The organism is Cellulophaga baltica 18 (assembly GCF_000468615.2).
GTDB classification, from domain to species: Bacteria; Bacteroidota; Bacteroidia; order Flavobacteriales; family Flavobacteriaceae; genus Cellulophaga; species Cellulophaga baltica.
In genome coordinates this window covers 4,430,428-4,450,474 of sequence record NZ_CP009976.1, presented here as the reverse complement: position 1 = coordinate 4,450,474, position 20,047 = coordinate 4,430,428, and the positions used below count along the sequence as shown (strand labels likewise).

Genomic DNA, 20,047 nt, shown 5'->3' with positions numbered 1-20,047 from the left:
ATAATAAATCTTAATAAACATTGACTATGAAAAAATTGCTTTTATTACCACTTTGTGCAACTATGTTATTCGTTTCTTGTAACAAAGATGATGACAATGATTCTGGAGATAATGGATCAGCTATTGTAACCCCTACCTTATATACTTTTGAAAGAGATGGTGTTTCTACCGTAAGTTTTGGTGGACAAACAACAAGGATTTTAATGGCGGGAGAAACTACGGATGCCTTTAAGGCCTTTGAGACTGCAACGGAAGCTTCAATAAAAGCTATGTTTGCTCACGTTGAAGGTGCTGTTGATTTTTCAGATGATGATTTAAATAGCTCAGATAAAAGTATTGAGAGTAAAGTGGCTGCTTCTTCAGACTTCTTTGCTGCAAATACTACCGAAGCTGCTATTATTAAAGGAGAATTTGCAGGATATATTGAAGGGCAAATCAATGAAGTATTTCCTAATGAAAATGTTCTTGCAGCTGCAGGTGTTGCAGGTCAAATAGCAGATGGTACTTCTACAAGATATGTTAATGCTCAAGGATTGGAATACAATCAGATGTTCGCAAAATCATTATTAGGAGCTTTGATGGTAGATCAAATTTTAAATAATTATTTAAGTACCGCTGTTTTAGATGCAGAAAGCAATAGAGTTAATAACGATAATGATGTTGTAGAAGAAGGAAAATCGTATACGTCTATGGAGCATAAGTGGGATGAAGCGTATGGCTACATTTATGGTACTTCTGAAAACCCGGAAAATCCTAATTTAACGATTGGTGAGGATGATAAGTTCTTAAATGAGTATACAGGTCGTGTTAATGATGATACAGATTTCTCTACCATTGCAGCAGATATTTTTGAAGCTTTCAAATTAGGAAGAGCGGCTATTGTAGCTAAAGATTACGATGTACGTGATGAGCAAGCAGAAATAATTCGTGAGAATATTTCTAAAGTAATTGCAGTTAGAGGAATTTATTACCTACAACAGGCAAAAATTAAAATTGAAAATGGGGAAGTTACTGGATCTTTCCATGCATTATCTGAAGCTTATGGATTTATTTATAGCCTTAGATTTACAAGAAAGCCAGGAACAAATGATGCTTACTTTAGTAAGGAAGAAGTAGATGGATTACTTTCGCAGTTAACTGGAGATGGTGAGAATGGTCTTTGGGATTTGGAAGCAGATACCATAGAAAGTATTTCAGAAGCTATTGCTGCAGAGTTTGATTTTACTGTGGCACAGGCTGCAAGTGTTGAATAAATTTTATTGAAAAATATATAAATTACCAAGCCTTATTTAATACAATAAGGCTTGGTTGTTGAAAAAAGTTAGTATGAAAAGAACAAAAGTTTGGGGGTTTATTATCCTTTTGAGTTTAATTGTTTTTGCTTGTTCAACAAGTGATGATGGAGGGGGTACTTCGGAAGAGACTGATGATAATTTCAACCGCAGTGCAATGCTTATAAATTGGGCCGATAATATTATTATTCCGGCATATACCGCTTTTAATGCAGATGTTGCTGTAATGGTACAGGCTTCTTCTGTATTTACGGAAACGCCGTCTGAAGCAAATCTTCAAAATCTGCGTAGTGCATGGAAAGATGCTTATGTATCTTTTCAAAGTGTTTCTATGTTTGAGATAGGAAAAGCAGAGGAGTTAAACTTTAGAAATCGTCTAAATGTATATCCAACGGATGTAACAAGTATTGAAGAAAATGTAAGCAATAATACGTACAATTTTTCATTGCCTTCCAATATAGCTATACAAGGTTTTCCTGCAATTGATTATTTGATTAACGGTTTGGCAGGTACTGATGCGGAGATAGTGGCTTTTTATAATTCAGAATCTACTGCTACTGGGTATAACGGTTATTTAAATGAACTTACAAATACTGTTTTAGAATTGTCTAATACCGTTTTGAATGACTGGGAAGGTAGTTATAGAAGTACTTTTGTGGCGGGTACAAGTTCATCCGCAACAGGTTCAGTAGATAAGTTGGTCAATGATTTTCTTTTCTACTACGAAAAATCGTTAAGAGCAGGTAAGATAGGAATTCCCGCAGGTGTATTTTCTGTAGATCCACTACCAGAAAAAGTGGAAGCGTTATATAGTAAAGAAATTGGTAAAGAATTGTTGTTAGCTGCAATTACAGCATCTCAGAACTTTTTTAATGGAAAAAGCTTTACATCAGCTTCAGAAGGAGAAAGCTTAAAATCATATTTAGATTTTTTAAATACTATTAAGAACGGAGATGATTTAAGTACACTTATTAATAATCAGTTTGATATTTCTAAAACCAAAGCGGCAGAGTTAGGGAACGATTTAGCACTTCAAGTGACAACTGATAATTCTAAAATGACAGAGACTTATGATGAATTACAACGTAATGTAATATTACTTAAAGTTGATATGCTTCAAGCCTTAAGTATTAATGTCGATTTTGTCGATGCAGACGGAGATTAATGGAAACGTATTTTAATACCTATTTCAGTAAAGAAACTAAGACCGCTAATTTAGCGGTCTTTCGTGTTTTTTTTGGAATAATGATGTTTTTCAGTACCCTCCGGTTTCTGAGTTACGGTTGGGTAGATAAATTGTATATTCAACCGAAGTTTTTCTTTTCTTATTATGGTTTTGAATGGATAAAGCCTTTAGGTGTATATACGTATGCCTTATTTATAGTTTGTCTGATAAGTTCGTTTCTTATCATAATAGGGTATAAGTATAGGTATAGTATTATTGTCTTTTTTTTATGCTTTACGTATATTGAATTGATGGATAAGACCACATATCTTAACCATTATTATTTTGTGAGCTGCCTTAGTTTTCTATTATTATTTTTACCTGCCAATAGAAGATTTTCTTTAGATGCTTATCTTGATAACTCCTTAAACCAAGAATATATTCCAAAATGGAATGTAGATTGTATTAAGGTGATGTTGTTTATCGTGTATTTTTATGCGGGTTTGGCTAAATTAAATAGTGATTGGCTGTTAGAGGCTATGCCGCTTAAAATATGGTTACCTTCTAATTATGATCTTCCGATTTTAGGGAGTTTATTGCAAAAAGAATGGGTACACTATGCGTTTAGTTGGGGAGGAGCCCTTTATGATTTGATGATTCCTTTTCTATTGCTATACAAACCCACCCGTTGGTTTGGTTTCTTTATGGTGGTAGTTTTTCATGTGCTCACAAGAATCTTATTTCCTATAGGTGTATTTCCTTTTGTGATGATCGTTAGTGCTTTAATTTTTTTTGATAGTGATTTTCATGAGAAATTAATCCATAAATCTTCGAAGCTAATGAAATTAAAACCGTTAAATAATTCGGTCGTGGGGCAACGTTTTCCTCGTAAAATTCCACTACTAATAATAGGCCTATTTCTTTTAATACAATTACTTTTGCCGTGGCGTTACTTGCTTTATCAAAATGAGCTTTTCTGGACAGAGGAAGGGTATCGTTTTTCTTGGCGAGTTATGTTGATGGAAAAGGCAGGCTATGCTCAATTCAAAGTTGTTGATAGTGCTAGTGGTAAATCATTCTTAATTGATAACAATGATTTTTTAACCTCGTTTCAGGAAAAGCAAATGAGTACGCAGCCTGATTTTATTTTGCAATATGCGCATTATTTAGCCGATCATTTTTCAGAGAATGGAGCTAAGAATATAGAAGTATATGTAGAGAGTTACGTGGCTATAAACGGAAGATTGAGTCAGCCTTATGTAGACCCAAAAGTTGATTTAGCAAAGGAAAAAGATTCTTTTGCGCCAAAAAATTGGATACTTAATTTTAATGATGATATTAAAGGACTTTAAAATAATTGTAGGGGTAATTTTTTTAGTATTTACAGCTGCAGCGCAGGCGCAATTTACCATTTCAGGAACAATAACTAGCGCAGAAACTAATGCACCTGTAGTAGATGCAGAAGTATACATCTATGAGTTGTCAAAGAAAGTTGTTAGTGCATCTGATGGAACTTTCCTATTTAGTGATGTGAAGCCAGGATTCTATAAAATTGTTGTTTTTTCATTTGAATACAGCATATCAGAACAAACCATTGAAGTTGTGGATAATACGTCTTTGTCCATCGCCTTAGAAACACTTGGAGAGCAATTATCAGAAGTAGTTTTGGTAGCTAGAAAAGAAAAGATTTTTGCTTTAAATAAATTAAAAGCAGTAGAAGGTACTGCCATTTATGAAGGCAAAAAAAGTGAGGTAGTACTTATAGATAATCTAACAGCAAATCTAGCCAGCGGTACCGCTAGACAATTATATGCGCAAGTGGCTGGATTAAATATTTATGAAAATAATGATGCGGGTTTACAGCTTAATATTGGTGGTAGAGGCTTAGATCCAAACAGAACGGCAAGTTTTAATACCAGACAAAATGGATATGATATTTCTGCAGATGTTCTTGGCTATCCTGAGAGTTACTATACTCCACCAGCAGAAGGCTTAGATAAAATAGAAGTGATTAGAGGAGCGGCATCTTTACAATACGGTACTCAATTTGGAGGTCTTATTAATTTTAAGATGAAGCAACCTAATCCAGATAAAGAAATAGAGTGGATTTCTAGACAAACATTGGGCTCTAATAATTTATTCACCAGCTTTAATAGTCTTGGAGGCACGGTGGGTAAAACGCAATATTATGCTTTTTATAATTTTAAAACAGGAGATGGCTTTCGTCCAAATTCAGAATTTGATTCCTATAATGGTTATTTGCATGTAAATCATGATTTTTCAGATAAAACTAAACTGACCTTTGAGTTTAGTTATTTAAATTATTTAGCGCATCAACCAGGAGGGCTTACAGATCAACAATTTGAAGATGATCCATCTTTTAGCAATAGAACAAGAAATTGGTTTAATGTAGATTGGAAATTATATTCCGTGAGGTTGGATCATTCCTTTTCAAATAAAACAGATTTCAGCCTTAACTTATTTGCCTTAGATGCTTTTAGAAAATCGGTAGGTTTCAGAGAAAATAGAGTTTCTCAGGAAGATGATTTAACGGCGCCAAGAGAGCTTATCGTTGGTAATTTTAATAACTGGGGAGCGGAAGCAAGAGTCTTAACTCGCTACAATTTACTGGATGGAGACCACGTGTTTTTGGTGGGTTCTAAATATTATCAGTCTAAAAACTCCGAACGCCAAGGCCCCGGAACAAATGGAGCAGATGCAGATTTTGGTTTTGCAGATACAGAATATCCAGATTACTCCAGACAGAGCGATTTTGAATTTCCAAACTTAAATTTAGCGCTCTTTGCTGAAAATATTTTTAATATAAAGGATAATTTATCCATTACGCCAGGTGCTCGTTTTGAATATATAAAAACAGAGAGTCAGGGGGCATACAAGCAAATAAACTTGGATAATGCCGGTAACCCAATTTTAAATATTGAGGTGCCAGATAATAGAGATTTTTCGCGTCAGTTTGTGTTACTAGGAGTGGGTGTTAGTTACAAACCATTTAAAACCGTAGAATTATATGGTAATTTTAGCCAAAATTATAGATCGGTTACGTTCAATGATATCCGTATTAACAATCCGTCTTTAGTTATAGATCCTGATATTTCTGATGAAAGTGGTTATACGTTTGATTTAGGAGCAAGAGGTAGAGTCTCTAATGTTTTGTCTTATGATGTAGGCGCCTTTTTATTGCGTTATGACAATCGATTAGGGGTTGTTTTAAGAGCCGTTAGTGATATACAGCAAGAACAGTTTAGAGGAAATATTGGAGACGCCATAACCTATGGTTTTGAAAGTTTCTTAGATTTTAATCTTTGGAAAACAATATCAGATAATGATAACGGAAAGCTTAACTTATTTGTAAACTTGGCGCTAACCGATAGTGAATATATTTCATCTCAGGAAAATAATATAGAAGGGAATAAAGTAGAGTTTATACCAGATGTTAATCTAAAAACAGGGTTAAGTTTTGGGTATAAAGACCTGTTAGGCAGTTTGCAGTATACCTATTTAGGAAGTCAATTTACAGACGCCACCAATTCTCCAAGAGATTTTGATAGTCAAAGTGGTATCATAGGGGAGATACCGGCATACGATATTTTAGATTTTTCGTTGTCGTATTCTTATAAATATTTCAAATTAGAGACAGGGGTAAACAACCTTTTAGATAATAGCTATTTTACCCGTAGAGCTACAGGATATCCGGGGCCTGGTATTTTACCAGCTCAGCCAAGAACATTTTATACAACCTTGCAATTTAAATTTTAGTCCCCATCAGTATCTGTTGTAGTAATAATTATAGATAAAATACTTTGTACATCTACGGCAAATAAAATCTGCAGTTCATTCAATTTTGTATGTAGGATTTCAACGTCGGTGTGGTTGCTAGTTGCGGCCTCGTCTAACGGAACAGGAATAGCATCAATTGCGGCGTATATTTCGGTAAATTTAGCTTGAATGGTAGTATTTAAATTGGCATTTTTACTGATAGATTGCACATAGTCATCTAGCCCTAAAGTGTTGGTAGATCCAAAGTAGGCCAATTCCACAGTTTTTATATTCGCTTCAATAATGGCTAAAGAGGTATTGCTGTAAAATGCTTGTGCTAGTTCAGGGTTTACTACGTCTGATTTTTCTAAGCCAGCAGGTTTTCCAACTTTAGTGGTTTTGGTAACATCAATAGTATTGTAAAGGCCATTATAATATAAGTTTAAAGAGCTAGAAATACCACTACCACTATTTGCAAGAAATGTGCTCGCATAATTTTCTCCGCTACTATCCCAAATACTAAATAATAAATTTGCGCGAGAAGTTACATAGATGCTTGATAATCTTAAATAATCTCTACGTTTTTCCGAAGCTAAAAAAGCAGCGTTGGTGCTTGCTAAATCGTCTGCAAATAATAAATATTCTAAGGCGGCTAAAGATTTTACTTGCGGACTTATGGTTAACATTAATGCCTCGTCAATAGTATTATTTTCTGTTATAAAATATTCCACAGATCTTGGTACGGTAGGCCAGTTGTAAATAGAGTTATGTACAAACTGATCTTTAGCGCTACCAATATTGTAGGTGTACGTTTTCTCGTAAACAAGAGCAGTAAGCTTCCATTGCTGTCTTAAAATCTCTAAATTAGCTATGGTCGTAGTGCTAGTGTAATTACTAGCTGCTGTTTGTAAGGCATTGGCTTCGGTTACGAAATTAGCAATTGTTGGTATTATATTGTTGTGTGTTAAATCGCTAAACATAAGGTTAACGTCAAAATCAGATGCGCTAGTAGTATCATCATTATCACAACCTAAGTTCAATGTAATAATAAGAGTTGTAAGGCTTAAGATTATTTTTTTCATGAATTAAAGTGAGTTTACAAAATCTATAACTTGTTGTCTTTCTTCTTGCGATAATTGTTTGAAAGCATTTTTACTGGCTTCTGCTTCGCCACCATGCCACAGAATAGCTTCTTCAATAGTTCTCGCACGACCGTCATGTAAAAAAAAGGTATGGTTATTTACAGTAGAAATTAAACCAATACCCCATAGGGGTTGCGTGCGCCATTCCCTACCAGTAGCTAAAAAATCTGGTCTATTATCTGCTAAATCCGCTCCCATATCATGCAGTAGAAAGTCAGAATACGGTTTTATGGTAATATTATTTAAAACAGCGGTTATTTCAGAAATTCCAGTAGTTTGATTGATGCGGTGACAATTAATACAGTTTATTTCTGTAAAATTTGCTTTTCCTTTTAAGACCGATAAATCCTCGTAGTTTCTTCTATTGGGCACTGCTAAAGTTGCTTGGTAGAATACTACTTTTTCTAATTGCGAATCTGTTATTTCGGGTTCGCCTCCATTTACAGCATCAGCGCAATCTTGTTGTGGAGAAGGACATTCTTGCTCGGTGAATAGGGAGCTGGTAAGACCCATATCTCCATGAAAAGCACCAGCTATTTGTTGTTTCAAGCTTGGGGCATTAGCTTTCCATCCATATTTGCCAAGTGTGGTTGTGTTTTCTTCGACGTTCCAAACATAATTTGCTTTTCCTGAAATTCCATCCCCATCAGCATCAGATTCATCTACAAATTGTAATATTTGATCGTCGGGTAAGGCATTTACAAAACCAAGTCCTATGGTTTGTTGTGCTACTCGTGGGGAGGTTAGTATGCCCTCCAGGCTACCAAATTTCTCATCAGAAAATGAATATATTGGTTTTTGCAACTCATAAGTATTTCCATCAGGATATGCTCCATTTAATATTTCATAAGTGACATTCACCTTAGCTTCATAGTCCACGCCGTTATTAGCTCTATCTTGAATTTGCGTGTTGTAACCCGCTACAGGATTCGCATTTCCAAATAAATCTTGACCAGGAAGGCTTATTCGCATTAAAAAACCACTAGAATCTTCTCCATTAACTAATGGGCTTCCTCTTCCATCTTTAAAGTGGCACCCGGCACAGGAACGCGCATTAAATGTTGGTCCTAATCCGTCTCTGGCTGTTGTTGATGCGGGTGCAGATACCCAGTTTTGATTGAATAATGAATTTCCCGTAGAAAAGGCTCCAATTTCCGTAAAAGAGAGGCCGTCTACTTCAAATCCAAACGCATTGGCGCTGGTGCTATTGACACCTAATTCACCAGTTAAAAATTCTTCTCCCTCTTCATATAAGTCCTCAAAGGTTATATAGTTATCATCTTCTGTAGTACAGGAGAAAAAGCTCAAGGTTATAAGGAGAATAGATGCAATATGTTTTTTCAAATTGATGGTTTTTAGTAAATAATAGGATGGTAAAAGTCCCGAAATAAAAATTCCGGGACTTTTTAATACCTTAGAAAAATCCTAAATTATATTTAGTTAAGATTTATTCCCAATACCGATGCCGAAGCACTAATTTCATTAGCTAAATCAAATAAAGCTACAACACATTGCATTACAGGTCCATCTGTATTATCTGATGTTTCTTGAGTGATTAAGTAATCAAATGGTTGTGCATTATCACCTATAAGAGCGGCTCTCGTAGCCACCAGACTTGCGGCAGCTTCAAGTGTAGCTGCTTGCGCTGGATCAGTTTGTTTTACTAAATCAATAAATGAAGCGCCGTTTATAGTGCCGTAAGAGCCATAAATTACATTTAGTACACCCTGTGCATTTGCGTAAACATCGCGTTGTGTATTATCAGAAAAACAAGAATGCTCGTCTTCTTGGCCTGACGCATCAATGCCATCTGTAGAATCAACAGGCGCAATCATACGCTCGGAGCTTAATTCATCTCCAGCAATAAAAAATGCACCGTTAATAGCTTGTTGTAAGGCTGTTTCAGTATCTAAAGCTTCAAATACAGTTCTATAGGTGCCACCTTCACTCCAAGTGCTAACTAAATCATTTAAGTCGTTTACTAAGAGGTTTGTGACAACAGTTAAATATTGAGCTCTGCGATCAGCATTTTCCGCGGTAGTATAATCTGTATAAGAACGTTGTCCTGGCAAATTTTCTGCAGGGGCAGTATTATCTTGGCCCCAAAGTAAAAACTCAATAGCATGCCATCCAGTACTCATAGATTTATCATCAACGCCTTCATTTGAGCCTGCCAAAGCTTCTTCTGTAATGGTATACGTTTCATCGCCAATAATACTATTGTAATCACCAGCGTAAGATTCTGTTCCAGTTAAAACATAATCAATATAACTTTCATCAATTGGCCATGCATTCATTTGTCCTTCATTACCAATAGACCAAGATTCTCCTTCAGTATCAATAGGTCCGTTAGTTTCTCTATAGGCTTCTGTTTGCCCATAATATTCTCTAGCACTTAACCATGCATCTTTGGCTGCGGTAAAATTATCTTCTGTAGGTGTTTCTGTAAATGTGGTAATAGCGGTCTGCATTAATACAGCAGAATCATAGCTGTCTGAATATGATTCGTACACTAAGTTCGCGTAATTTTCAACGACAGAAGCAGCCGTAATAGCATCGTTGCTAGATGCATTGTTGTCATCGTCATTTGAGCATGCAAATACGAAGAAAGAGATGGGAAGTAATACTAAAAATTTTTTCATGGAATCTTTTCGTTAATTAAATCCCAAAAATATTACAAGGAATAATTATATCCTAAGTTTATTTAGATTAAATTTAAATAACATTGTTAAATTATTTAAACTACTTGTTATAATGGGGTGAGGTTAGTCTTTTATAAATTTATTTAAGGCATATGATGTATTGTTGTTTACATGTCGATCTGATTCGTGAATTTGTTTGCTAGGTGGTTTGTTAATTTTCTTATAAAAACAATGCCTATTGTAAAGATTATAATCCGTTTGCGCCTTTAATTAATATTAATCGTATATTTGCACGCAATTAATCTTTAATTGCCATGCAAGCACATCTTGATAAAATAGTTGGAGAAGGTCTTACTTACGATGACGTACTCTTAGTCCCAGCTTATTCTGAAGTACTTCCAAGAGAAGTAAATATTCAAACAAAATTTACCCGAAACATTACCATCAATGTTCCTATCGTTTCAGCGGCTATGGACACGGTTACGGAGTCTAAAATGGCAATTGCTATGGCTCAAGAAGGTGGTATTGGTGTTTTGCACAAGAACATGACTATCGAACAGCAAGCCATGAAGGTTCGTAAAGTGAAAAGAGCAGAAAGCGGTATGATTATCGATCCTGTTACTTTGCCTTTAAATTCTTTTGTACGTGATGCGAAAGCAAACATGAAAGAATACGGTATTGGCGGTATCCCGATTGTAGATGGGGAAGGTAAATTAATTGGTATAGTTACCAACCGTGATTTGCGTTTTGAAAAAAATAATGATCGTCCTATTTCTGAAGTTATGACAACTAAAAATTTGGTTACCGTAGCAGAAGGTACTTCATTAGAGCAGGCGGAGGATATCTTACAGGAAAACAAAATTGAAAAACTTCCAGTTGTAGATAAAGACTATAAATTAGTGGGTCTAATAACTTTTAGAGATATTACCAAGCTTACGCAGAAGCCTATTGCGAATAAAGATCAGTATGGTCGTTTACGAGTAGCTGCTGCTTTAGGAGTTACTGCAGATGCTGTAGATAGGGCAGAAGCATTGGTAAACGCAGGTGTAGATGCTGTAGTAATTGATACTGCTCATGGTCATACCAAAGGAGTAGTTGAAGTATTAAAGCAGGTAAAAGCAAGATTCCCAGATTTAGAGGTTATCGTTGGTAATATAGCTACGGGAGCTGCTGCTAAATATTTAGTAGATGCTGGTGCAGATGCTGTTAAAGTAGGTATTGGTCCAGGATCTATCTGTACAACACGTGTTGTTGCGGGGGTTGGTTTTCCTCAATTTTCTGCAGTATTAGAAGTGGCTGCGGCTATTAAAGGTAGTGGTGTTCCAGTAATTGCCGATGGTGGTATTCGGTATACAGGTGATATTCCAAAAGCAATTGCAGCAGGGGCAGATACGGTAATGTTAGGATCGCTATTGGCGGGAACTAAAGAGTCTCCTGGAGAAACTATTATTTACGAAGGAAGAAAATTCAAATCATACCGAGGAATGGGATCTGTTGAAGCAATGAAACAAGGCTCAAAGGACCGTTATTTCCAAGATGTAGAAGATGATATTAAAAAATTAGTGCCAGAAGGTATTGTAGGGCGCGTGCCTTATAAAGGTGATTTATTTGAAAGTATTCACCAATTTATCGGAGGTTTAAAAGCAGGAATGGGCTATTGTGGCGCAAAAGATATTGCGGCACTTCAAGATAACGGTCGTTTTGTAAAAATTACCGCTAGTGGTATCAATGAAAGTCACCCACATGATGTAACCATTACCAAAGAATCACCAAATTACAGTAGGTAATTTATAACCTACAGCTTATATATAAAAAGAGGTAACTTAGTTACCTCTTTTTTTTGTTCTTAATTGTAAGTATTTGATATGGATTCATTAGTAACAGTAGCTTGGTTGAAAGATCATTTAGATGATTCTAATTTGATAATTTTAGACGCGAGGGCTTCAGATCTAATATCAGGAGCAGTTTCAGAAAATAGTAGTAATAGCATTAAAGGTGCGCGAATTTTTAATTTAAAAACTAATTTTTCGGAAAAGGAAAGTCTTTATCCTAATATGGTGCCAAGTCCAGAGCAATTTCAGGAAGAGTGTCAAAAACTAGGAATTAATCAGAATAGTGTATTGGTAGTATACGATGCTTTAGGGATTTATTGGAGCCCTAGAGTTTGGTGGCTATTTAAGGCAATGGGACATCCTAATATTGCCGTTTTAGACGGAGGTTTACCAGAATGGATTCTTCATAATTTACCTTTAGAAGAAAATAGGAAAGAAACGTATGTTATAGGAAACTTTACAGCGTCTTTTAATAGTGAAGCGGTTGTTAGTTTTAGTGCTGTTTTTGAAAATACGACGTCAGAAATGGCCATACTTATTGATGCGCGATCGCAAGGTAGGTTTAACGGAACAGCAGCGGAACCTAGAAAAGGTTTAAGGAGTGGGAGCATACCTAAATCCATAAATATCCCCTACACTGAAGTGTTGCGAGGTAGTAAATTCAAATCTAAGGGAGCATTAGCTGTAGTTTTTAATAGGCTAAACAATGAAAGCAAACCGGTAATATTTAGTTGTGGTTCGGGAGTGACCGCATGCATATTATTGTTTGCGAGTGAACTAGTGGGAATTCAAAATAAAAAATCTGTCTATGATGGCTCATGGACAGAGTGGGCGCAAAAAGTATTGTAAATTTTATTTTCCTTCGGTATACGTTTTCCAGTCTTTTTCCTTGTGAATATTGTCTCCAAAATACTTCGCTATTTGTAAAAAAGCATCAGGCTTTTGATATCCAGGAACAGGAGAGAGCATATTCATCTTTTCATCTAAAAATATTGTGGTAGGATAGCTTAGTTTTCCTTGCATTAATGCAGCCGCAAATTCGTGGTATCCATTTCTTCCAGAGGGAACAAATTTAAAAGTTTTTCCTTTAAATTCAATAGGTTCTTTGCCTTCACCATCTAGTTTTACCATATAGAAATTCTTTTCCATATAGGCTGCTACGGTAGCATCCTGAAAAGTGTCCTTATCCATTTTTTTGCACCAGCCACACCAATCCGTATATACATCGATAAATATTTTCTTCGGATTTTTATCTGTTTCGGCTAGTTTGGCAGCTTCTTCCCAAGTTAGCCAGGTAACCTCTTGAGCATTTGTGGTAAACACATTAAGCATACTAATTATAAAAACGGAGTAAAAGAATGATTTCATTTTGTACTATTTTGATTGTTTAGTCTCTAAACCTATTCAAAAATAACGTTTTAATTACTATTTTATTTTCAGGATCTATAAAACATAAAAAAATCCTGCAGGGCAGGATTTTTTATAGTGTCTAGTACTGTAAGGTTTTATTTAACGGTAGCCTTTTCTTTTTTTGAAAAAAGGTTTTTTACATCTACTTGATTTTTTATAATGTCATCTAATGTTTCGCGCTCTCTAATTAATACAGCTTCTCCTTTGTGCCATAACACTTCGGCAGGTCTAAATCTGCTATTATAATTACTCGCCATGGTAAAGCAATAAGCACCGGCATTTTTGAAAGTAAGGATATCACCTTCAGATATTTCAGTAATTCTTCGGTTGCTAGCAAACGTATCTGTTTCGCAAATGTAGCCTACAACAGAATAGTAACGTTCTCTACCTTCTGGGTTTGAGATATTTTCTATTTGATGGTAGGATCCATAAAGCATTGGACGTATTAGGTGATTGAAACCCGAATCAATACTAGCAAAAACCGTAGATGTTGTTTGTTTAACAACATTTACTTTTGCAAGAAATTGGCCCGCTTCGCTTACTAGAAATTTACCTGGTTCAAAAGCTAAGGTTAATTCTTTTCCGTATTCTTTACAGAAAGCATTGAACTTTTCAGTTAATTTACTTCCTAATTCTTCTATGTTTGTTTCAATATCTCCTTCTTTATAAGGTACTTTAAAACCACTTCCGAAATCAATAAAGTCTAATTCCTTGAAGTTTTTAGCAGTTTCAAACAATATTTCAGAAGCATAAAGAAATACATCAATATCTAAAATGTCACTTCCTGTATGCATATGAATACCATTGATATGCATTTGAGTAAGTTCTACGATACGTAATAAATGAGGTATTTGATGAATGCTAATTCCAAATTTAGAATCAATATGACCTACAGAAATGTTAGAGTTTCCTCCAGCCATAACATGAGGATTAATACGGATACAAACTGGAACTTTAGGAAACTTACTTCCAAATTGTTCTAATATAGATAGGTTGTCAATATTAATACGTACACCTAATTTAGCAGCTTCTTCAATTTCTTCTAAAGAAACTCCATTAGGGGTAAATATGATGTTTTCAGGTTTAAAACCAGCAAGAAGACCTAATTGTACTTCTTGAATAGAAACAGTGTCTAAGCCACTGCCAAGACTGTTCATTAGTTTTAATATGGTAATATTGGATAGTGCTTTAGCAGCGTAATTTAATTTTAATTTTTTAACTCCACTAAAGGCGTTAGTAAGCCTGTTGAATTGGGTTATTATTTTTTCAGAATCATACACATAAACCGGATCTCCGTAGGTTTTTGCTATGTTCAATAAATCGTGATTCGTCATTGCAATATAATTTTGAAGCAAATCTATACTTCTTCTTGGTTTTGAACAAAATAAAACATCAAAAAACCAAAATACAACAAATTGTTTCATTTAAAACAAATAAAACCCGTTTGGGGGTCGTGCTGCTAGTATTTCTAGGTTTTAATGAGATTTTGAGCTTGCGAATAACTGTAATGTTAGAATCTTTTTGATGAATAGAACAAGAAATAGGCTATTTTTTGTGCCTATTTTAAAATTTAAGAGATAGCTTTCTAATTTCATTAGGGTAATTAGCAATGGTTTGCTATTTTTGTCATCATTAAATAAAGACACGATTTACTTATGAATCTTCACGAATATCAAGGAAAAGAAATTTTAGCAAGTTTTGGGGTACGTATCCAAAGAGGAATTGTAGCTCACAATGCAAAAGAAGCTGTAGATGCTGCAAAGCAATTAACAGCAGAAACAGGAACTGGATGGCACGTTATAAAAGCACAAGTTCACGCTGGTGGCCGCGGAAAAGGTGGTGGTGTTAAATTGGCTAAAAACTTAAAAGAAGTTGAAGAAATTGCAGGACAAATCATTGGAATGAATTTGATTACGCCTCAGACTTCTGCTGAAGGTAAAAAAGTTCATCAAGTATTGGTTGCTGAAGATGTTTATTACCCAGGAGCTAGTGAAACGAATGAGTTTTACATGTCTGTGTTATTAAACCGTGGTACTGGTAGAAATATGATTATGTATTCTACAGAAGGTGGTATGGATATCGAAGAGGTGGCCGAAAGTACGCCACATTTAATTTTTACAGAAGAAATTGATCCTGCAACAGGTCTATTACCTTTTCAAGCACGTAAGATTGCCTTTAACTTAGGTTTGTCTGGTACTGCTTTTAAAGAAATGACAAAGTTCGTAGCGTCTTTATATAAAGCATATGTTGAGAGTGATTCAAGTATGTTTGAAATCAACCCAGTTTTAAAAACTTCGGATGATAAAATTATGGCTGTAGATGCTAAAGTATCTATAGATGATAACGCATTATACAGAAGAAAGCAATATGCAGAAATGCGTGACCTTCGTGAAGAGAATGCTATTGAAGTTGAAGCGGGTGCTTTAGGTTTAAATTATGTAGATCTTGAAGGGAATGTTGGATGTATGGTTAACGGTGCTGGTTTAGCAATGGCAACTATGGATTTAATTAAGCAAGCAGGTGGTGAGCCAGCTAACTTCTTAGATGTTGGTGGTACTGCTGATGCGGCGCGTGTTGAGGCTGCTTTCAAGATTATCTTAAAAGATCCTGCAGTTAAAGCGATATTGATTAATATTTTTGGTGGTATCGTTCGTTGTGATCGTGTGGCTCAAGGTGTTATTGATGCTTACAAAAACATGGGAACTATAAACGTGCCAATCATTGTTCGTTTACAAGGAACAAATGCTGACTTGGCAAAAGAATTGATCGATAATTCTGGTTTAGATGTACAGTCTGCTGTACAATTCCAAGAAGCTGCAGATAAAGTTAAGGCGGTATTGAGTTAATTTAAAAGTACTCAAAAAATATATTTTCAAAATGGGCAATGTTATCTTAACATTGCCCATTTTTTTGTTTTCAATAAAAGCGGGTAATACTTGAAAATAGTGTAAGGATGTCAAGAGATGTTTTAAGAATACTGTAGGTTAAAATGCGTATTATTAATTTTTCAATAAGTAAGAATAACCTTTCTTTTTTTTCTGCAATTTTAACCTAGTGTTAAATGCTTTAACGATGCGTTAAGTCTGGCTTTAGGCTTATTTTTTGAAGCTTATAAGTTTTAATTTTGACGTGAGATTAGAAAACGCATCATGAAGTTAAGGATGTGTTAAAATGAAATTCGAGTGTAACATAATAGTTTGTGAGGCGTCTTTCTAATATCATCAATTAATCAGTTATCAATCTTAAAACAAATTATCATGAGAAAATTAAGTTTAGTATTCGTAAGTACATTGTTATTATTATCAGGATCAGTTCTAGCAAATGACAAAAAGAAATCTGATGAGCCTACAAAAAAATTATCAACTCAAATTGCTACATTATTAAGCAATAGTTCTTTAATCGTTGAAGACGACTTAACAGCTAATGTTCTTTTTACTTTAAATGAGGACAGAGAAATTGTGGTACTATCTGTAACAACAAATAGTGAAATAGTAGAGCAGTTTGTAAAATCAAAATTGAATTACCAAAAAGTAAGTCTAGAAGATTACCGTGAAGGAAGAACCTATACTGTTCCAGTAAGAATTACGGAGTAAGTATTTTTATTTATGTTGATCACAAAAAAATCCTGAGTTAACTCAGGATTTTTTTTTGTTTTTATAATTTCCGTGGATAACGTTTTTATCTACTTTCTTCTCTTGTTTTGCTTTAAAGTCAGGATCGTATCCTTTTTTTGCCTGTGGGCCTTTTTTAATCGCGGCTAATTCAGCTTTTGGATTTTTAGGATTCTCTTTGGTTCCTCTAAAGTGAATTACTAGGGCGTTTAAAAAGTTACGCAGTATTTGATCACCACATTCCATGTAGTTTGGATGGTCTTCCTTTCTGAAAAATGCACCAAGCTCTGCTTTAGAGATCTTAAAATCTACAAGTTTTAAAATGTCTACAATTTCATCATCCCTCAACATTAGTGCTACTCTTAGCTTCTTAAGAATATCATTATTAGTCATATAATCTAATTTTGCTGCAAGGTACTATTTTATACTAAAGTTCTTGATTTTTTCTATTTGTTTCCTATGATCAGCTCTGTATTAATGAAGCATGCTGCCATGTTTTTAGTCTAACAACCTTAAACAGCGTCATTTTGTCATTGTCAAACAGCTATTTGATGACAAAATGACGCTATTTATGCCTTGGTATGTATTTTGTCTATTGAATACCAAAGAACAAATATTTCTAATTAAAAAAATATAGTTATGAGTACAGTAAATAAAAATGTAGTATCTATTCCGGCATTAATGAATGAATTGTTTAAACCAGATTGGTTTGGTGGCGCCGAAGTATTAAATAGTAAAGTTCCTGCGGTGAATATAAAAGAGGATGATGCTTCTTTTGTATTAGAATTGGTTGCTCCAGGGAGAAAAAAAGAGGACTTCAAAATCGAAATCGATAATGATTTATTAAGTGTTTCATTTGAGTCTAAAAAAGAAGTTGCTGAGGACAAGGAAGTGGAAAAAGTAAAATATACTAGAAAAGAGTATTCTTTTTCATCATTTAAAAGAGCCTTCACCTTACCAGAATCGGTAAATAAGGAAGCTATTAATGCAAGTTATGAAAACGGAATTTTAAGTTTTAATCTTCCTAAAAAGGAAGAAGCATTACCAAAGCCAAAGAGATTAATAGAATTGGCGTAATGTAGTATGAAATTGTGTTAACCGAGAGGTTCTCATGATGGTTGGTTTAAGTTGGTTAGTTAAAAGCGCCTCGGGATACTACCGAGGCGCTTTTTTTATTCTTGCTTTTGAAGCATTTTTATCTCATCACGTAATTTGGCCGCTTGCATAAAGTCCAACTCCTTCGCAGCTTTTTCCATATCTTTTCGTTTTTCACGGATCATTTTTTCAATTTGTTCTTTTGTCAAGTAGTCCATATCCGGTTCTGCCGCTCTAGCTACTTCTTTCTCAAAATGATAGGTAGATACAGAATTCTTAGCTAACACACTATCCAGGCTTTTATTTAGCGCTTTTGGTACCATATTATGCTTGGTATTGTAAGCAATTTGTTTTTCTCTTCGGTAATTGGTGTCATCAATAGTTTGTTTCATGCTAGCCGTAATTTTATCAGCATACATGATAGCTTTTCCATTAAGGTTTCTAGCGGCTCTACCCACGGTTTGTGTTAAGGAGCGATTACTACGTAAGAATCCTTCTTTATCGGCATCTAGGATGGCGACAAGAGACACCTCAGGTAAATCTAGTCCTTCACGTAGTAGGTTTACCCCAATCAAGACATCAAAAATACCTTTTCTTAAATTTTGCATGATTTCTACACGCTCCAAAGTATCCACATCACTATGAATATACCGACAGCGAACATTAATACGATCTAGATATTTCGCTAATTCCTCTGCCATACGTTTGGTAAGGGTAGTTACCAGTGTACGTTCATCTTTTTCATTCCGTTGTTGAATTTCCTCTACCAGATCATCAATTTGATTTAAGCTAGGTCTCACCTCTATAATCGGATCTAAGAGCCCCGTAGGTCTAATGATTTGTTCTACAAAAACACCATCACTTAGTTGTAATTCATAATCAGCAGGAGTAGCACTCACATAAATTACTTGATTTTGCAAGGCTTCAAATTCCTCAAACTTAAGTGGCCTATTATCCATTGCAGCAGGCAGTCTAAATCCATATTCTACAAGATTTTCTTTTCGGGAACGGTCACCGCCATACATGGCATGTACTTGAGAAATGGTAACGTGACTTTCATCGACGACCATCAAATAATCGTCAGGAAAATAATCCAATAGACAGAAGGGCCTAGTTCCGGGTTCTCTACCATCTAAATAACGCGAGTAGTTTTCAATACCAGAACAGTATCCTAATTCTCGAATCATTTCTAAATCAAAATTGGTACGTTCTTCTAGTCTTTTAGCTTCTAAAGGCTTACCAACTTCTTTGAAAAAATCAATCTGTTTTACCAAATCATCCTGAATTTGATGAATTGCATTTTGTAAAATATCGGGAGAGGTTACAAACATGTTTGCAGGGTAGATATTCAGGTTTTCATAATTATCTAGCTTTGTGTTTTTCAAAGGATCAAATGCTTCAATCTCTTCAATTTCATCGCCAAAAAAGTGAATACGAAATGCATGATCTGCATAACTCGGGAAAACATCTACAACATCTCCTTTCACCCTGAAATTTCCATTCCTAAAATCTGCCGTAGTTCTAGAATATAAACTTTGTACTAATTGATGAAGGAATTTTGTTCTCGAAATTACCTGATCTTTATGAACAGAAATAACATTTTTTTGAAATTCTACAGGGTTTCCAATACCATATAAACAAGAAACTGATGCTACAACAATAACATCTCGCCTTCCTGATAATAGGGAAGACGTGGTACTCAATCGAAGTTTCTCTATGTCTTCATTGATAGATAAATCCTTTTCAATATAAAGGCCAGAAGTAGGGATGTAGGCTTCTGGTTGGTAGTAATCATAGTAGGATACAAAATATTCCACCGCATTATCTGGGAAAAACTGCTTAAATTCTGAATACAATTGAGCAGCTAATGTCTTATTGTGTGCTAAAACTAACGTAGGTTTTTGAACCTCTTCAATTACATTAGCTACCGTAAATGTTTTTCCAGAACCTGTTACACCTAGTAGGGTTTGGTATTTTTCTCCAGTATCTAAACCTTCAACCAATTCTTTGATGGCATTGGGTTGATCTCCTGTGGGTTTAAATTCTGATACGACCTTAAATTTCATCCTATAAAATTACGA

The 20,047-nt window shown here is 35.0% G+C and carries 16 protein-coding genes; 9 read left to right on the top strand and 7 right to left on the bottom strand.

Annotated features, from left to right (window positions below; all coding sequences use genetic code 11):
• The first annotated feature begins 26 nt into the window (after positions 1-26).
• From M666_RS19090 to M666_RS19075, 4 genes are all read left to right on the top strand, one after another.
• Positions 27-1,253, top strand: a complete 1,227-nt coding sequence (locus M666_RS19090; RefSeq protein WP_025614272.1) for a DUF4856 domain-containing protein — start codon at positions 27-29, stop codon at positions 1,251-1,253.
• A gap of 73 nt (positions 1,254-1,326) precedes the next feature.
• Positions 1,327-2,457 (top strand): imelysin family protein, encoded by a 1,131-nt coding sequence (locus tag M666_RS19085; RefSeq protein ID WP_029445583.1) that lies wholly within the window; start codon positions 1,327-1,329, stop codon positions 2,455-2,457.
• Positions 2,457-3,809, top strand: coding sequence for an HTTM domain-containing protein (locus M666_RS19080; RefSeq protein ID WP_029445584.1), 1,353 nt, complete (start codon positions 2,457-2,459; stop codon positions 3,807-3,809). The genes M666_RS19085 and M666_RS19080 overlap by 1 nt, the downstream gene beginning before the upstream one ends.
• Positions 3,790-6,234: a TonB-dependent receptor domain-containing protein gene (locus M666_RS19075; RefSeq protein ID WP_029445585.1), complete on the top strand. Its 2,445-nt coding sequence runs from the start codon at positions 3,790-3,792 to the stop codon at positions 6,232-6,234. Before M666_RS19080 ends, M666_RS19075 begins: the two co-directional genes overlap by 20 nt.
• Here M666_RS19075 and M666_RS19070 read toward each other — a convergent pair.
• From M666_RS19070 to M666_RS19060, 3 genes are all read right to left on the bottom strand, one after another.
• Positions 6,231-7,316 (bottom strand): imelysin family protein, encoded by a 1,086-nt coding sequence (locus M666_RS19070; RefSeq protein ID WP_029445586.1) that lies wholly within the window; start codon positions 7,314-7,316, stop codon positions 6,231-6,233. The genes M666_RS19075 and M666_RS19070 overlap by 4 nt on opposite strands.
• Positions 7,317-7,319: 3 nt before the next feature.
• Positions 7,320-8,720, bottom strand: coding sequence for a di-heme oxidoreductase family protein (locus M666_RS19065; protein WP_029445587.1), 1,401 nt, complete (start codon positions 8,718-8,720; stop codon positions 7,320-7,322).
• A 92-nt stretch (positions 8,721-8,812) separates the two neighbouring features.
• Positions 8,813-10,018, bottom strand: a complete 1,206-nt coding sequence (locus tag M666_RS19060; protein ID WP_029445588.1) for an imelysin family protein — start codon at positions 10,016-10,018, stop codon at positions 8,813-8,815.
• A 314-nt stretch (positions 10,019-10,332) separates the two neighbouring features.
• On the opposite strand from M666_RS19060, the gene guaB reads away from it, so the two are divergent.
• Both guaB and M666_RS19050 read left to right on the top strand, forming a co-directional pair.
• A complete protein-coding gene (gene guaB, locus M666_RS19055) occupies positions 10,333-11,805 on the top strand; it encodes an IMP dehydrogenase (RefSeq protein ID WP_024479654.1) in 1,473 nt (490 codons plus the stop codon).
• Positions 11,806-11,883: 78 nt separating this feature from the next.
• Entirely contained in the window at positions 11,884-12,699 is an 816-nt protein-coding gene (locus M666_RS19050; RefSeq protein ID WP_029445589.1) for a sulfurtransferase, read from the top strand.
• A 3-nt stretch (positions 12,700-12,702) separates the two neighbouring features.
• Here M666_RS19050 and M666_RS19045 read toward each other — a convergent pair whose 3' ends face one another.
• Both M666_RS19045 and lysA read right to left on the bottom strand, forming a co-directional pair.
• On the bottom strand, positions 12,703-13,218 hold the full coding sequence (locus tag M666_RS19045; RefSeq protein ID WP_024479656.1) for a thioredoxin family protein: 516 nt from the start codon (positions 13,216-13,218) through the stop codon (positions 12,703-12,705).
• A 137-nt stretch (positions 13,219-13,355) separates the two neighbouring features.
• Entirely contained in the window at positions 13,356-14,594 is a 1,239-nt protein-coding gene (lysA, locus tag M666_RS19040) for a diaminopimelate decarboxylase (RefSeq protein ID WP_025614280.1), read from the bottom strand.
• Positions 14,595-14,915: 321 nt separating this feature from the next.
• Here lysA and sucC point away from each other — a divergent pair, with 321 nt between their 5' ends.
• On the top strand, positions 14,916-16,106 hold the full coding sequence (sucC, locus tag M666_RS19035) for an ADP-forming succinate--CoA ligase subunit beta (protein ID WP_029445590.1): 1,191 nt from the start codon (positions 14,916-14,918) through the stop codon (positions 16,104-16,106).
• A gap of 411 nt (positions 16,107-16,517) precedes the next feature.
• Positions 16,518-16,853, top strand: a complete 336-nt coding sequence (locus M666_RS19030; protein ID WP_024479659.1) for a serine hydrolase family protein — start codon at positions 16,518-16,520, stop codon at positions 16,851-16,853.
• A gap of 42 nt (positions 16,854-16,895) precedes the next feature.
• Here M666_RS19030 and M666_RS19025 read toward each other — a convergent pair whose 3' ends face one another.
• Positions 16,896-17,264 (bottom strand): DUF1456 family protein, encoded by a 369-nt coding sequence (locus tag M666_RS19025; RefSeq protein WP_024479660.1) that lies wholly within the window; start codon positions 17,262-17,264, stop codon positions 16,896-16,898.
• Positions 17,265-17,510: 246 nt separating this feature from the next.
• Here M666_RS19025 and M666_RS19020 point away from each other — a divergent pair, with 246 nt between their 5' ends.
• Positions 17,511-17,948: an Hsp20/alpha crystallin family protein gene (locus M666_RS19020; RefSeq protein ID WP_025614283.1), complete on the top strand. Its 438-nt coding sequence runs from the start codon at positions 17,511-17,513 to the stop codon at positions 17,946-17,948.
• Between the two features lie 95 nt (positions 17,949-18,043).
• Here the strand turns inward: M666_RS19020 and uvrB are convergent, their stop codons facing one another.
• Positions 18,044-20,032 carry an excinuclease ABC subunit UvrB gene (gene uvrB, locus M666_RS19015; protein ID WP_024479662.1) on the bottom strand — a complete coding sequence of 663 codons (1,989 nt, stop codon included), beginning with the start codon at positions 20,030-20,032 and terminating at the stop codon, positions 18,044-18,046.
• Positions 20,033-20,047 lie beyond the last annotated feature (15 nt).